This is a genomic window from Idiomarina sp. PL1-037, from assembly GCF_034422975.1.
Lineage (GTDB): Bacteria > Pseudomonadota > Gammaproteobacteria > Enterobacterales > Alteromonadaceae > Idiomarina.
On the sequence record NZ_CP139873.1, the window covers coordinates 1,663,173 to 1,676,818 of the forward strand.

Genomic DNA, 13,646 nt, shown 5'->3' on the forward strand with positions numbered 1-13,646 from the left:
TTAAGTTTTGCAATCAGCTTTAGTGCTCCCGGAAGCGCCATGCAGGATAATCGACGTTTACCTGAAATTGGAACTACCGGCGCGGCTTTCATGAGTATTGAACGTGAACGTGTTGTCGGTGACTTTTACATGCGTCAGGTACGCTCACAAGCGCCCATTGTTCACGATCCGGTATTAGACAGTTATTTAAACAGCATGGGCCAGCGGTTGGTCAGGAATACCGGCGGCGTGCGCTACCCTTTTAACTTTTTCTGGATAAATAACAAAGAGATAAACGCCTTCGCTTTCATGGGCGGCTACGTGGGTGTGCATACGGGACTGATTAACGAAGCCAGAACCGAGTCAGAACTCGCAGCGGTACTTGGACACGAGGTTGCGCACATTACTCAACGTCACATAGTTCGCCGGATGCAGGAACAACAGCGCAGTATGCCCATGACCATAGCCGGTATCATTGGCTCTATTTTAATCGGTATGGCCAACCCTGAGGCCGGTGCTGCAGGCCTATACGCCACAATGGGCATGGCTGGTCAGTCGCAAATTAATTACACTCGGCTGTATGAAATGGAAGCTGACCGTATAGGCCTCTCTACGTTGTTAGCCGCCGGCTTTGATCCCCGTGGCGCGCCCGATTTTTTCGGGCGGTTGGCAGAAAAATACCGCTATGTCAGCAAGCCCCCGGAAATGCTTATGACGCACCCGTTGCCCGAGTCCCGCATAGCCGACACACGTGCTCGCGCTGAAAATATGCAACGGGTAGATGTGGCTCCCAGCCTTGACTTTGCCTTGGCTAAAACCAGAGTTCAGGCTCGGTACATTGGCAACACCACGAACAGTGATTTTGAATCTATGCGCTCCAGTAGCAATTCAATTAACCAACAAGCCGGGCAATATGGTTTAGCCATACGAGCGCTAGACAACGGCAACATTGATTTAGCTTATAAGCTCATGCAGCCACTACTTGAGCGCTATCCTGATGACCCCTTCTACATTGATGTACAAACCGATATTCTGTTGGCGCAAGAAGACTACGAGACGGTTCTAAGCTGGCTACGAGGCAAGTACATTCAGCAGCCGACTGAGCCTGTCATTACGCTTAACTTTGCTAACGCGGCACTCAAAGCAAAAGACACAGAATTAGCTGAGAAGCTTCTGCGCGACTTTTTATTAAAACAGCCAAAGCATGCGCTGGCGCTTGACCTTCTCACTCAGGTTTATGAGCGCAGTGGTAAGCGAGCCGCCATGTACGAAACTCGCGCTGAAGCACTGGCATTAAGAGGAAACTTCCGGCTGGCCATTGACCAGCTGCACACCGCGCATAACCATACAGATAACGATTTGACGCATAAACGTCTGAATGCACGTATTGATCAAATGCGCAGCTTAGAGCAGCAAATAAAATCGTTAATGTGAATTAACCGCATTTTCCAGCGACTCTAGATCCTGCTCACCCATTAAAGGTCCTTTGACACTGCCATCGGGCTTTATGACGTAAGTAGCCGGTAACATCTGCGGGCGCTGAAAGGGAAACTTCGGCGCTGGTTCCATCAGCGCCAACTGAAACTCAATGCCATGGCGCTGTTTCAGTTCAGTCAGTTCCGCGTTAGACATTGGGTCAAAACTGACACCTATTAACTCTACATCTTTTGCTTTGTGCTGATTAAATTCGTTTAACTCCGGTAACTCTCTTAAACAAGGAGCGCACCACTCAGCAAAGTAGTTTACCACCACCGTTTTTTCGCCGAGGTTGCCCCAGCGAAGCTCATTGTCGGCATCGGTAACCACATCCGGCTCTTGCGAGCAAGCTGTTATCAGCAAAGCAGCTGCCGCGCACACTAACGTTCTCAGTTTCATTCCTTACCTCAATTACGTTACTATTGACTCATACTTACCAAATAATCAGATACTACAAGGTACGATACTTATGAGCCAAGTAACAATTTATCATAACCCGCGTTGCTCAAAATCAAGACAGACCCTTGAATTACTCAAGCAGAATGACATTGAGCCGGACGTTGTTGAATACCTTAAAACGCCGCCTAATGCTGCAGAACTAAAAGAGATTCTGGAGAAATTAGGGCTCTCTGCCGATCAGCTAATGCGCAAAAAAGAAGACGTTTATAAAGAGCTTGGTCTGGCCGGTATCAATAACGAAGATGAATTGATTACCGCAATGGTTAACAATCCTAAGCTTATTGAGCGCCCTATTGTTATTCAGGGTAATAAAGCAGCCATTGGCCGCCCTCCTGAAGCTGTACTGGATATTTTATAATGACCCGCGTCGTTATTCTTTATTACAGCCGTAATGGGGCTACTCAACAGCTTGCTGATGCCATAGCAGAAGGTGTAACGGCAGCCGGAGGCGAAGCGGTTTTACGCAGCACTGGGCACGGCAGCGACGCCGTCAGTGACCGCGATCTGGAAATTGAAAACGCCGATCTTGAAAGCTGTGATGCCCTTATTCTGGGCAGTCCGACCCGCTTCGGTCATATGGCCTCAAGCTTGCAAAAGTTCTGGGAAGGCACCTCGCGCGAATGGTTACAGGCTACGTTAACGGACAAACCCGGTGCGGTATTCACCTCCTCCAGTTCACTGCATGGGGGGCAGGAATCCACCCTGCTGACTCTGGCTTTACCGCTGCTGCATCATGGCATGATGCTGATTGGCATTCCTTATTCTGAACCGGCTCTGCATCAGACTCAGTCCGGAGGTTCACCTTATGGTGCCAGCCATCATGAGCACAGCAGTAAGTTAACTGACCATGAAAAGCAATGTGCTATCGCTTTAGGTAAACGAGTCACGCAAACCGCTTCTAAGCTCTCATCATAGGAATTACCAATGCCGACATCTCCACGCTTTTACCGCTGGTTAACACAAATTTTTTACTGGCCACTGCTCATTTTAGTTGCATTGTGGCACGGTATGCCCACCGATGCGCCAGGCACATTGCCAGCCTATATTGCTTTGTTCCTCTGGGTGCTGCCGTTGTTGTTTCCTCTGCATGGGCTGGTTAAAGGCAAACCTTATACCCACGCATGGACTAACTTTGTTTTAATGTTTTACTTTCTGCATGGCTTAACTGTGGTCTACACCCACCCGGATGAGCGTGTGTGGTCAATACTGGAACTGATATTTACCACCGGTGCATTTATTGGCGCAACAGGTTATGCCCGCTATCAGGGAAGAGCTCAGGGATTAGGGCTGAAAAAACTAAAAGACTACGACTAAATTGCGAGAACCTGCTTAACAAAAGGAATTGTTAAGCGGCGTTGGTAAGTAATAGAGGCTTTATCAAGCTCGTTTAACGCTTTCATTAAATCTCGCATGGAACGACCCAGTCGTTGAGTCATGAAAGCGGCGACATCGCTCGGCAACTCCAGTCCACGCCATTGCGCTCGCAAAATTAACGCATTAATTTTTTCTTCGTCATTCAGCGGCTGAACCTGAAAACCCGTTGCCCACTGGAAACGCGATTGCAAATCCGGTAACAACACTTCAGTTTGAGCCGCAGACTGCTTGGCCGTCATCACTAAACGCGTCGACTCATTGTCGGTTACGCGATTAATAAGCGAGAACAACTCAAAACTCCAGCTCTGTTCCTGGGTTACCGTATCAATATCATCCAGACAAATAAGATCTGCCTGATCAATTCCCTGCAGAACAGCAGATGCATCGGCTTTAGCCAGCTCGCGCAAAGGTAAATACGCAATACGATATTGTGACCCGGCCGAGGCTATGACGCTGTGCATTAGATGGCTTTTACCTACCCCACTCGCTCCCGACAACCAGGTCAGTTGCTGGCTTCTCTTTAATGGAGGCTCGGCTGCGGGCAAGCTTTCTAACCAACTTAATAAGGTTAAGTTGTCGCCTGCAAGAAAGGTAGAAAATATCTCGTCATCCGGCAACTGGACGGCTAACGGTAGTTGCTGTGGTGACATCAGCGGTTCTCATTCCAACGGTAAACCGGTGTTTCGGCCTGCTGCGGCGCAACAAAGGGGCCCACTTCCTGTGAAACCAGACGCCCATCCAGATTAATAGCCTGCAGTATCTGATCAACCGGGCCGTTAACCACAATCTCAAATTCGCTCATAGCTTGTGAGTATTCAAGTAAACGAACTTCACTAACAGAGACAATGCTATCTAAAAATGCTTCCAACTCTAAAACACGGCTTAAGCTACTTAACCTTTCAACTTTAATCATTAACGTATTACGAACATTTTCATCGCCGGCGGTAACACTGTACTGCTTAGCCAACTGCGCCATTAGCTGCTCAACCAAAGGCTCGGCAAGCCAGTCCGGGCTCGTTGCTGTCACTTCACCAGAAAAACGGTCGTCTCCGACTTCAACAAACCAATTTAAACTCCAGGGCTCTTCCTCATCATCCTGACGAATCATACGACCGACCAATAAACCATCAGTGCCGTAACGTTCTGTAGTCGTTCTCACCGGGCCTAAAAAGCGCCCCCAGACATCGGTTGCGTTTATGGTGAAACTGTCTGTCAAATCCATCAAAGGCAGCTGAACTGGAATACTGTATTGCTGCGCAAAGAATCTGAGCTGCTGGGTAAATACGGATTCGCTATTACTGTCGATGATCACCCGCTGCCCATTACTGTTTTCCTTCGCTATCCACAGCATCAGTTGCGGTCGCCGACTCCCCCAGTAAGGTAACTGGTGCTCTGCCAGCAACACGCGCAACTTACTGCCATCAAATGTCGCCGTTAAAGTTCGCTTTCCTTCATTTTCGCTGTAACCGTATTGCACCAGGTAATTATTCACATCACGCCTTGCTCGCTGTATAGCGTCATGTCCCGTCAACTCGGTTTGCCCCGTTAATTTTATGATAACACGGTCAAACGCTTTCTCTATTGCCTGTTGCCGGTGAGACGAACTCTGTGAAGACACTTGCACTTCTGCTGAATACAAATTTTCAATCAACCTCGCTTCGGCATCCGTAGCCATAAAAAGGCTAAACAGAAACAATAAACTGGCAGCGAAATAATGAATCCGCGACTTTGACATGTCATTATCCAAATAAGACTTTGAGAGCATATTAAACAGCCAGATAGCGAACAGCAAGTAACAACTTGTGGATAAGCTTGTGGGAATCTTCACTAGGAAAATAAAGCCACTAACGGTAGTATTGCGACAAACAGAAGAAGAGTGACAAAGGCATGCTAAAACAACAACTTCGCGGTATCAGCTCATTGCTCGGCAGTATCAGTTTAATTGGGGTCTGTGTTGGCATGACCAGTACCCTGTTAAGTTTGCGAGCTACCATTGAAGGTTTTGGTACTCTGGTTACCGGCTTTATCATGTCGGCCTATTTTATCGGCTATCTATTTGGCTCGACTCGCGCGCCAAAAGATATTCGTCGGGTAGGTTATATTCGTTCATTCGGCGGTCTTGCCGCACTGGCTGCCTTTAGTATTCTAATGCAGGCCATCTGGGTTGATCCGGTGGTCTGGTTCGTCATGCGTTTTATAACTGGTTTCGCTATTTCTGGTATTTTCGTCATCGTTGAAAGCTGGCTTAATACCATGGCTGATAACCGCAGTCGCGGTACCCTGCTGTCAATCTATCTGGTCATTATTTATAGTGGGCTTATTGTTGGGCAGCTTATTCTTGGTGTTGCCGATCCGGCCGGTTTTGTGGCTTTCGCAATTGTCGCTCTGCTCATTAACTTAGCGCTTATTCCAATTCTGGTCAGCGTTACGGCTGAGCCTACAACGCACGAAAACAGAAAAGTCCCCATTTCACTGCTGCTGAAAACTGTTCCACTGGGCGTCATTAATGCGTTTATAATGCAGGCCTGCTACGCCATGTTTTACGGTATAGGGCCAATGTATGCTTCCTACATAGGCCTTAGTGTTCTGCAAATTACCTTTTTCATGGCCGCCTTTATTGCCGGAGGCTTAATTTCGCAGGCACCCTTTGGTCTGTTATCGGACCGCATTGATCGCCGTTTTGTTATTGCCATTTGTGCCGCCGGCGGAACTCTTACAGCCGCCGCCCTGTCGCAGCTCGATGCATCAAACGCCATTTTCATTTACTTAAATGTGGGGCTTTTAGGCGCCTTCATACTGCCTTTGTACTCTCTGGGTATGGCACACACCAACGACTATCTGGAACGTGATCAAATGGTGGGAGCAACCGGTGCCATCATAAAAATTGGGGGAGCAGGCTCTATTATCGGTGCGCCTGCGGTAGCTGCGTTAATGCAGTTTGGTGCCATTAATTACTTCTTTTTACTCTTGGCCGCACTTACCTCCTGTGTTGGTTTTTATTCGCTGTACCGCATTACACGACGGGCAAAAGCAGAAGACCAGCTGCACAGCAACTTTGCCATACTGGCCCCATCACAAACTTCTGATGAGCTTTTAACATCAATGGCTGAGGAAGCCCCGGAAACGGAAGAAGAAGACGACGAAGAAATGGAATCCAACGCCGTCCTTCGGTAAAGGCTTAGTCTGAGAGCAGGTCATTCACCCATATGGTGGCCTGCTCCAGAATGTCATCCAGATGTTGCTCGCTGACAAAGCTTTCTGCGTAAATTTTGTAAACGGGCTCTGTGCCTGAAGGTCTGGCAGCAAACCAACCGTTATCAGTTGTCACTTTAATACCACCAAACTGAGCGTCATTCCCTGCCGCTTTAGTAGAAATATTAGACACACTGTCACCCGCCAGTTCAGGCAGTTTTACTTTATAGGCGCGAATGTCTTTAAAGCGCCCATTTTTTTGTGCACTGGAAGCCGTATCAACCCGACGATAATAAGCCGTGCCATGTTGCTGGCATAAGTCATCGTAATACTGCCCGGGGTTTTTACCGGTTTTTGCCAGTATCTCAGCCGCCAGTAACGCCATGACAATGCCGTCTTTATCGGTTGTCCAGGTATTGCCTTTACGGTCAAGTAAAGTAGCACCGGCACTTTCTTCACCGGCAAACGCAATTGAACGCTCGAACAGCCCTTTCGCAAACCATTTAAACCCCACCGGTACTTCCATCAGTGATCGCTCGTTTGCGCCCACCACGCGGTCGATCATGGCACTGGACACCAGAGTTTTTCCAATAGCGATACTGTTATCCCAATCGCGGTTTTTACATAAGTAGTCTATTGCAACAGACAAATAATGATTCGGGTTCAGCAAGCCGTGTGTCGGAGTTACTATGCCGTGACGGTCGTAGTCCGGGTCATTGCCGAGAGCCAAATCGTAGTTATCTTTTAACTCAAGTAAGCTGGCCATGGCAAAAGGCGACGAACAATCCATTCGAATCTTGCCGTCTTTATCCAGCGGCATAAACGAGAAAGTTGGGTCGACCACGGCATTACGAACCTCAATCGATAAGTTGTAGTGCTCTGCAAGTTGCGTCCAGTATTTCGCACCCGAGCCGCCCATGGCATCAACAGCCAATGTCAGTTTCGCGTCCTGAATAGCCGACATATCAATACAATCGTCAAGCTGGCTAATATACTGCGTACGCCAGTCAACAAAGGTTAATTTCGGATGCTGTAATACATCTTCGCTCTCGCACGTATTCACACCACCAAGCCCTGATGATAGCAGCGCGTTTGCGTATTTTTCTATGGTTCGGGTCACGTCAGAGTCTGCCGGACCGCCATGTGACGGGTTGTATTTAAACCCGCCATCTTCTGGTGGATTATGCGAGGGTGTAATCACCACGCCATCGGCTTTAGCTTTATTCTCACGATTCCACTCAATAATCGCGCGGCTTAATACCGGAGTTGGCGTATAATCGTGCTCGGTCTGAACCTGAACCTCTATGCCATTACCAATAAAAACATCTAATGCACTAATGTAAGCGGACTCCGACAAGGCATGAGTATCTTTAGCCACCAAAATAGGTCCGGTAATGCCTTGCTCTTCGCGGTAAGCGCAAATAGCCTGCGCAATAGCCAGAATATGCGCTTCATTAAAGGAACGCTTTAATGAACTGCCGCGATGACCCGAAGTACCAAAGCTGACTTTTTCCGCCGCTTTGCGTGGGTCCGGCTCATAAACATAATACGCACTGGTCAATTGCGCTATATTGGTCAAGTCGCTGGCCTTCGCCAACTGGCCTGCTCGCTCGTGATCCGCCATTATAAAAAATCCCTAATTTTTTCTGCATCAGCCGATTGGTAACCCAACTTTTCTGCTACCTGAGTCAGCATGGCTTTTTTCTTAGTCGTATTGGTATTGGTTATTACCCAAAATGGAGAGTCCGGTATCTGCTTCGGATTGGTGCTGTTACCCGATGTCAGCAAAGCTTCTTCTGAACGGGCAAAATACTGACGATCGCGCCCGCGAATATCCAGCACTTGCAAGAATGCACTCGGGTGGCAGCGGTACAACATGCTTAAGATATAAAGAAAGCGTGCCACTACGCTTTTTTGAATACGCACGTCCTGCTCGTTTAAACGGTTAAAAACCGACTCCGGTGGTTCGCTTTTACTGTCAGCTTCAGGTTCACTGCTGCTCACGTCAAGCAAGCGACGCAGAATATCCGATGCGCTCTCACCTATTTGTCTGGTGTGGCTTGCAATGTACGTGTATAAGTCATCGTCAATGTCAATCCGCTTCATTGTTGACTTTCTACCTCTAAAAATTGAAAGGTTGAGCTTTGTCGCTTGCAACAGCCCGACAAAGCCTTGAAAATATAGACCAAAGTTTATCACTAAAGGCAGTTCGATGGCAGACTCTTCATTGTTGAATCACGAAACATTAGGTACGGATACCAATCCGGCTATCATCATTATTCACGGCCTGTTTGGCGACAAAGACAATTTAAAAAGTCTTGCTCGTGAACTGTCAGAAGACTATTACTGCATTTTGCCCGACGCCCGTAATCATGGTGAATCGTTTCACAGCGACAGTATGACTTATCCAGACATGGCAGATGACATCATCAAACTGGCTGATTCACTGAATCTCGAGCAGTTTTATTTAGTTGGTCATTCCATGGGTGGTAAAATCGCAATGGAAACTTGCATGAAGGCCCAAGAAAGAATTAAAGCGGCGATATTTGCCGATATTTCACCCGCAGCTTATGACGGTACTCACGACAGCATACTAGACGCCCTTTCTAACCTGGACATAGACCAGGCAAAAAGCCGCGGCGACGCCGATAAACAGTTAGCTGAGACAATTTCAGAAAAAGGTGTGCGCCAGTTTCTGCTAAAAAATCTGAAAAAAACTGACGACGGTTACCAGTGGAGGCTTAACCTAAAAGCACTAAGAGAAAACTACCAGCAAATTTCAGCGGCCGTCAGCGAAGGCCAATATGAAGGCCCAGTGCTTTTCATTAAAGGAGGAAGTTCAAACTACCTTACAGAAAAGCATCAACAAGAAGTTGCGGCGCGGTTTAGCAATGCGTCAGTAAAGGTTATCGAAGGTGCAGGCCACTGGCTACATGCCGAGAAACCCAGAATATTTAACCGCTTGATCATTGAGTTTATAACGCAGTAATCTCGCCACCAGCCATGCTTTATGGTAATCTAAGCGCCGTAAAAAACAGTCAAGATCGCTTTAAGCATTCTTAGGTTAAGTACCAGCGAGGTTAAGCAGTATGTTAGCTGAGTATTACGAACAAATTGAAGTTCTGGCCACCAATTTTACGCTGGGCATACTATTCTTACTAATAGGCTTAGCCATTCGGGACGTATTAAAACGTTCTGCAGTACCCAAATTTGGCCAGGTTATTGTCTGGATGGTGCTTTTTCTTGGCTGTTTTGGCTTTATCGCTAAAGGTATTATTCAGGTGCTCTGGGAATCCGGAGTTTAACCCAATTGATAATTTACGCCGCTGAATGACAATCCATTCAGTACTGTTTATTCGTATAATCAGGTGAAAATTGACTTATGGCAACTGTTGGAATTTTCTTTGGAAGCGACACCGGTAACACCGAAGCCGTCGCACAGATGATTCAGAAAGAGCTTGGTAAAAAGCTCGTTGATGTAAAAGACATCGCCAAATCCAGTAAAGAAGATATTGCCAATTACGACTTACTATTGTTCGGTATTCCGACGTGGTATTACGGCGAAGCTCAGTGCGACTGGGATGACTTTTTCCCCGAACTGGAAGAGATCGATTTTACGGACAAGCTCATTGCCATTTTTGGCTGTGGCGATCAGGAGGATTACGCTGAATACTTCCTTGATGCCATGGGCATGGTTCGCGACATTGTTGAAGCCCGTGGTGGTATTATTGTCGGGCACTGGCCTACCGAGAGCTACAATTTTGAGGCCTCTAAAGGCATGGCCGACGACACACACTTTGTCGGTCTGGGCATAGATGAAGACCGTCAGCCAGAATTAACCAAAGAACGCGTTAGCAAATGGTGCCAGCAAGTTTATGAAGAAATGTGTCTGGCAGAACTGGCAAGTGACAGCTAATACACGGTATGCTGTTATACATGTTTAACTGAGATACGAATTATTATGGCGAGTAACGACGAACAGCTGAAAAAAGCAGGACTAAAAGTCACTTCCCCACGGATGAAGATTCTGGAGATTTTGAAAAAACCAGATAACCAACACATCAGTGCCGAAGACGTCTATAAAATCCTGCTGGAACAAAAAGATGAAATTGGCCTGGCTACCGTTTACCGGGTACTAAACCAGTTTGATGACGCTGGTATTATTACTCGCCACCACTTTGAAGGTGGACGTTCGGTATTTGAGTTGAGTGCAAAGCATCACCACGATCATCTGGTATGTTTAACCTGTGGCCACGTTTTTGAATTTGAAGATGACGTAATAGAGAAGCGTCAGGAAAAAGTCGCCGCGGCAAATAAAATTAAACTGACTAACCACAGCCTGTACCTTTACGGGGAATGTCAGCGCGGCGAAGGCTGCGAATACAAAGCTGCCGCTGAGGCATAGTAACAATATGGCACTGCGCTGGCTCATATACGGTGCATACGGCTATTCGGGTAAACTTATTGCTCACCAGGCGAAAAGACGCGGTTATCAACCTATTTTAGCCGGCCGTAACGAAAACGCCCTTGAGCCAGTCGCACGCCATTTAGATTTTCAATACAAGGTCTTCTCGCTCAACAGTATTGATGAACTTCAAAAACAGTTAGAAGACGTCGACTTAGTCATTAATTGCGCGGGCCCATTCAGCCAGACCGCCGCTCCTCTTATTCAAGCCTGTATTGATACCAAAACCCACTATTTAGACATTACTGGCGAGATAGACGTATTTGAATACGCTCATTCTATGGACAAAGCGGCACGCGAAGCCGGCATTGTTATATGCCCGGGCGTTGGCTTTGACGTTATTCCAACAGACTGTATTGCTGCACGGTTAAATGCCCAGATGCCGGAAGCAACACACCTGGCCTTAGGTTTTGATTCCGGTTCACGCATGAGTCGCGGCACATCCAAAACCAGTATAGAGCGTTTAGGTCACGGTGGAGCCGCCCGTATTAACGGACAAATTACCGATGTTCCGCACGCTTGGCATTCTCGCTGGATAGATTTTGGTAATGGCGAAAAATATGCCATGACCATTCCCTGGGGCGATGTCTCTACCGCCTACTACACCACGGAGATACCCAACATTGAAGTGTACATACCGGCCAGCCCACGCTTAGTGAAAAAAATTCGCCGGATGAACTGGTTCCGTTGGGTATTTAAGTGGAAATGGGTTCAGGCTAAGCTGAAGAAAAAGCTGGAATCACAGCCTGCTGGCCCTGAAGAAAAAGAACGAAAGAATAACCCGACTTACGTTTGGGGTGAAATCAGCGACGCCAAAGGCAATAAGAAAAGTATGCGGGTAAAACTGAAAAACGGCTATTCGCTAACGGCAGAAGGGGCTGTTGAGATAGCCATTCATACTTTAAGCCAGAAACAGCCGGGGGGCTTTTACACCCCCTCACGTTTGTACGGCGCTAAACTACTGAACCAGTTTAAGATCCAGTAGTTTGTTCCTGCTCTATTTTCGCCCAGCTGTCGCGTAAACCAACGGTCTGGTTAAATATTAAACGATCTTCTGTGTCAGCGTCCTGATCCAGACAATAGTAGCCCAGACGTTCAAACTGGAAGTTTTCGCTCAGTTTCGCGTTCGCTAAGTTAGCTTCCACAAAGCCTTTCTTAATAATCAAAGACTCAGGGTTAAGGGTTGAGAACAAGTCTTCCTCTGCTGCCGGGTTAGGCACCTGGAATAAGCGGTCATAAACACGGAACTCTGCTTCTTTTGCGGTTTCTGCAGACACCCAGTGAATAACGCCCTTCACCTTACGCCCGTCCGCCGGGTCTTTCCCTAAAGTATCGGCATCGTAGTGGCAGTAAATGGTCTGAATTTCGCCATTATCGTCGGTTTCTACCCGATCTGCACGAATTACGTAGGCATTACGCAAACGCACTTCTTTATCCAGCACCAGACGCTTAAACTTCTTGTTAGCCGACTCACGGAAGTCTTCCCGTTCAATCCAAATTTCGCGACTAAAAGTCACCTGACGCGAGCCCATCTCCGGGTCATTCGGGTGGTTCGGTGCATCCAGCAATTCATGTTCGCCTTCAGGGTAGTTCTCAATAACAATTTTAACCGGATCCATCACCGCCATAGCGCGTGGGGCATTGACGTTCAGGTCATCACGAATGCAGGCTTCCAGCATGCTCATTTCTACCTGGTTATCCATTTTGGTCACACCAATACGGCGGCAGAATTCACGAATTGAGTCTGGTGTATAACCACGGCGACGCAAACCAGCCACGCTGGCAATACGCGGATCATCCCAACCGCTTACTTTGTTTTCGTCGACCAGCGTATTAATAATGCGTTTACTCATTACCGTGTACTGCAGGTTCAGGCGCGAGAATTCAATTTGCTGTGGATGGCAGTCTATGCTGATGTTATCCAGCACCCAGTCATATAAGCGACGGTTGTCCTGGAACTCCAGCGTACACAGTGAATGTGTAATGCCTTCCAGCGCATCGGAAATACAGTGGGTGAAGTCGTACATTGGGTAAACGCACCATTTATCACCGGTCTGGTGATGGTGTACAAAGCGCACACGGTAAATAACCGGATCGCGCATACACATAAACGGCGAGCTCATATCAATTTTAGCCCGTAATGCCGCGGTGCCTTCTTCGTGCTTACCTGCCGTCATGTCAGCAAAATGCTTTAAATTCTCTTCCACAGAGGTATCACGGTAAGGGCTGTTTACGCCCGGTTCTTTCAGCGTACCGCGCAGTTCGCGCATTTTATCCTGTGAACTGAAGTCAACGTAGGCCAGGCCTTTCTCAATCAGCTCAACCGCAAACGCATGCAGCTGATCAAAATAATTAGAGGAATAACGCGGCTCGCCTTCCCACTCATAACCCAGCCACTCCACGTCTTTTTTAATGGAGTTCACATAGTCCACTTTTTCTTTCAGTGGGTTGGTATCATCAAAACGCAGGTTACAGGTGCCGTTGTAGTCTTCGGCAATACCAAAGTTCAGCACTATCGATTTGGCATGGCCAATATGCAGGTAACCGTTCGGCTCCGGAGGAAAACGGGTGTGTACAGTTGCGTGCTTACCACTGGCCAAATCTTTATCAATGATTTGACGAATAAAATTACTGGGACGAGAGTCAGTATCTGCCATGAACCTTTTGTCTCCGCTACAAAATCAACACCGGATAATATGAA

Annotated in this window: 16 protein-coding genes; 10 read left to right on the forward strand and 6 right to left on the reverse strand. The window is 47.5% G+C overall.

The features are described from left to right. Positions 1 to 39 precede the first annotated feature (39 nt). Positions 40 to 1,413 (forward strand): beta-barrel assembly-enhancing protease, encoded by a 1,374-nt coding sequence (locus U0358_RS07770; protein WP_322405882.1) that lies wholly within the window; start codon positions 40 to 42, stop codon positions 1,411 to 1,413. Here U0358_RS07770 and U0358_RS07775 read toward each other — a convergent pair. After that, entirely contained in the window at positions 1,405 to 1,854 is a 450-nt protein-coding gene (locus U0358_RS07775; protein ID WP_322405884.1) for a TlpA disulfide reductase family protein, read from the reverse strand. The genes U0358_RS07770 and U0358_RS07775 overlap by 9 nt on opposite strands. Positions 1,855 to 1,924: 70 nt before the next feature. Between U0358_RS07775 and arsC the strand changes: the two genes are divergently transcribed. The 3 genes from arsC to U0358_RS07790 are packed head-to-tail and all read left to right on the forward strand — an operon-like array spanning position 1,925 to position 3,228. Further along, complete coding sequence (gene arsC, locus U0358_RS07780) at positions 1,925 to 2,272, forward strand: arsenate reductase (glutaredoxin) (protein ID WP_317497086.1); 348 nt, start codon at positions 1,925 to 1,927, stop codon at positions 2,270 to 2,272. After that, complete coding sequence (locus tag U0358_RS07785) at positions 2,272 to 2,829, forward strand: flavodoxin domain-containing protein (protein WP_317497087.1); 558 nt, start codon at positions 2,272 to 2,274, stop codon at positions 2,827 to 2,829. The genes arsC and U0358_RS07785 overlap by 1 nt, the downstream gene beginning before the upstream one ends. A gap of 9 nt (positions 2,830 to 2,838) precedes the next feature. Then, positions 2,839 to 3,228: a DUF2069 domain-containing protein gene (locus U0358_RS07790; RefSeq protein ID WP_317497088.1), complete on the forward strand. Its 390-nt coding sequence runs from the start codon at positions 2,839 to 2,841 to the stop codon at positions 3,226 to 3,228. Here the strand turns inward: U0358_RS07790 and hda are convergent. Both hda and U0358_RS07800 read right to left on the reverse strand, forming a co-directional pair. Continuing rightward, the gene (gene hda, locus U0358_RS07795; RefSeq protein WP_317497089.1) at positions 3,225 to 3,938 is read right to left on the reverse strand and encodes a DnaA regulatory inactivator Hda; all 714 of its coding nucleotides are present in this window, start codon (positions 3,936 to 3,938) and stop codon (positions 3,225 to 3,227) included. The genes U0358_RS07790 and hda overlap by 4 nt on opposite strands. Next, positions 3,938 to 5,023, reverse strand: coding sequence for a DUF2066 domain-containing protein (locus U0358_RS07800; protein WP_322405886.1), 1,086 nt, complete (start codon positions 5,021 to 5,023; stop codon positions 3,938 to 3,940). Before U0358_RS07800 ends, hda begins: the two co-directional genes overlap by 1 nt. 152 nt (positions 5,024 to 5,175) lie before the next feature. On the opposite strand from U0358_RS07800, the gene U0358_RS07805 reads away from it, so the two are divergent. Further along, positions 5,176 to 6,462: an MFS transporter gene (locus U0358_RS07805; RefSeq protein ID WP_322405887.1), complete on the forward strand. Its 1,287-nt coding sequence runs from the start codon at positions 5,176 to 5,178 to the stop codon at positions 6,460 to 6,462. Between the two features lie 4 nt (positions 6,463 to 6,466). Here U0358_RS07805 and pgm read toward each other — a convergent pair whose 3' ends face one another. Both pgm and U0358_RS07815 read right to left on the reverse strand, forming a co-directional pair. Further along, positions 6,467 to 8,104, reverse strand: a complete 1,638-nt coding sequence (gene pgm, locus U0358_RS07810; RefSeq protein WP_322405889.1) for a phosphoglucomutase (alpha-D-glucose-1,6-bisphosphate-dependent) — start codon at positions 8,102 to 8,104, stop codon at positions 6,467 to 6,469. After that, a complete protein-coding gene (locus U0358_RS07815; RefSeq protein ID WP_317497093.1) occupies positions 8,104 to 8,586 on the reverse strand; it encodes a replication initiation negative regulator SeqA in 483 nt (160 codons plus the stop codon). The genes pgm and U0358_RS07815 overlap by 1 nt, the downstream gene beginning before the upstream one ends. Before the next feature lie 106 nt (positions 8,587 to 8,692). On the opposite strand from U0358_RS07815, the gene U0358_RS07820 reads away from it, so the two are divergent. The 5 genes from U0358_RS07820 to U0358_RS07840 all read left to right on the forward strand — a co-directional run bounded on the left by U0358_RS07820 (position 8,693) and on the right by U0358_RS07840 (position 11,930). Then, positions 8,693 to 9,469: an alpha/beta fold hydrolase gene (locus U0358_RS07820; RefSeq protein ID WP_322405891.1), complete on the forward strand. Its 777-nt coding sequence runs from the start codon at positions 8,693 to 8,695 to the stop codon at positions 9,467 to 9,469. A 100-nt stretch (positions 9,470 to 9,569) separates the two neighbouring features. Then, positions 9,570 to 9,785, forward strand: a complete 216-nt coding sequence (locus U0358_RS07825) for a DUF2788 domain-containing protein (protein WP_011234720.1) — start codon at positions 9,570 to 9,572, stop codon at positions 9,783 to 9,785. Positions 9,786 to 9,862: 77 nt separating this feature from the next. Beyond that, positions 9,863 to 10,396: a flavodoxin FldA gene (fldA, locus tag U0358_RS07830; RefSeq protein WP_011234721.1), complete on the forward strand. Its 534-nt coding sequence runs from the start codon at positions 9,863 to 9,865 to the stop codon at positions 10,394 to 10,396. A gap of 45 nt (positions 10,397 to 10,441) precedes the next feature. Further along, entirely contained in the window at positions 10,442 to 10,885 is a 444-nt protein-coding gene (fur, locus tag U0358_RS07835; RefSeq protein WP_317497095.1) for a ferric iron uptake transcriptional regulator, read from the forward strand. A gap of 7 nt (positions 10,886 to 10,892) precedes the next feature. Further along, positions 10,893 to 11,930, forward strand: coding sequence for a saccharopine dehydrogenase family protein (locus U0358_RS07840; protein WP_322405892.1), 1,038 nt, complete (start codon positions 10,893 to 10,895; stop codon positions 11,928 to 11,930). On the opposite strand, the gene glnS is transcribed toward U0358_RS07840, so the two are convergent. Beyond that, positions 11,917 to 13,602: a glutamine--tRNA ligase gene (glnS, locus tag U0358_RS07845; RefSeq protein WP_322405893.1), complete on the reverse strand. Its 1,686-nt coding sequence runs from the start codon at positions 13,600 to 13,602 to the stop codon at positions 11,917 to 11,919. The two genes, U0358_RS07840 and glnS, sit on opposite strands and share 14 nt — an antisense overlap. Positions 13,603 to 13,646: the final 44 nt, after the last annotated feature.

Coding starts and splice junctions, on each gene's coding strand:
- U0358_RS07815 (WP_317497093.1), bottom strand. CDS start 8,586: ATGAAGCGGATTGACATTGACGATGACTTATACACGTACATTGCAAGC.
- hda (WP_317497089.1), bottom strand. CDS start 3,938: ATGTCACCACAGCAACTACCGTTAGCCGTCCAGTTGCCGGATGACGAG.
- glnS (WP_322405893.1), bottom strand. CDS start 13,602: ATGGCAGATACTGACTCTCGTCCCAGTAATTTTATTCGTCAAATCATT.
- U0358_RS07770 (WP_322405882.1), top strand. CDS start 40: ATGCAGGATAATCGACGTTTACCTGAAATTGGAACTACCGGCGCGGCT.
- pgm (WP_322405889.1), bottom strand. CDS start 8,104: ATGGCGGATCACGAGCGAGCAGGCCAGTTGGCGAAGGCCAGCGACTTG.
- fldA (WP_011234721.1), top strand. CDS start 9,863: ATGGCAACTGTTGGAATTTTCTTTGGAAGCGACACCGGTAACACCGAA.
- U0358_RS07805 (WP_322405887.1), top strand. CDS start 5,176: ATGCTAAAACAACAACTTCGCGGTATCAGCTCATTGCTCGGCAGTATC.
- U0358_RS07785 (WP_317497087.1), top strand. CDS start 2,272: ATGACCCGCGTCGTTATTCTTTATTACAGCCGTAATGGGGCTACTCAA.
- U0358_RS07820 (WP_322405891.1), top strand. CDS start 8,693: ATGGCAGACTCTTCATTGTTGAATCACGAAACATTAGGTACGGATACC.
- U0358_RS07840 (WP_322405892.1), top strand. CDS start 10,893: ATGGCACTGCGCTGGCTCATATACGGTGCATACGGCTATTCGGGTAAA.
- fur (WP_317497095.1), top strand. CDS start 10,442: ATGGCGAGTAACGACGAACAGCTGAAAAAAGCAGGACTAAAAGTCACT.
- U0358_RS07800 (WP_322405886.1), bottom strand. CDS start 5,023: ATGTCAAAGTCGCGGATTCATTATTTCGCTGCCAGTTTATTGTTTCTG.
- U0358_RS07775 (WP_322405884.1), bottom strand. CDS start 1,854: ATGAAACTGAGAACGTTAGTGTGCGCGGCAGCTGCTTTGCTGATAACA.
- U0358_RS07790 (WP_317497088.1), top strand. CDS start 2,839: ATGCCGACATCTCCACGCTTTTACCGCTGGTTAACACAAATTTTTTAC.
- arsC (WP_317497086.1), top strand. CDS start 1,925: ATGAGCCAAGTAACAATTTATCATAACCCGCGTTGCTCAAAATCAAGA.
- U0358_RS07825 (WP_011234720.1), top strand. CDS start 9,570: ATGTTAGCTGAGTATTACGAACAAATTGAAGTTCTGGCCACCAATTTT.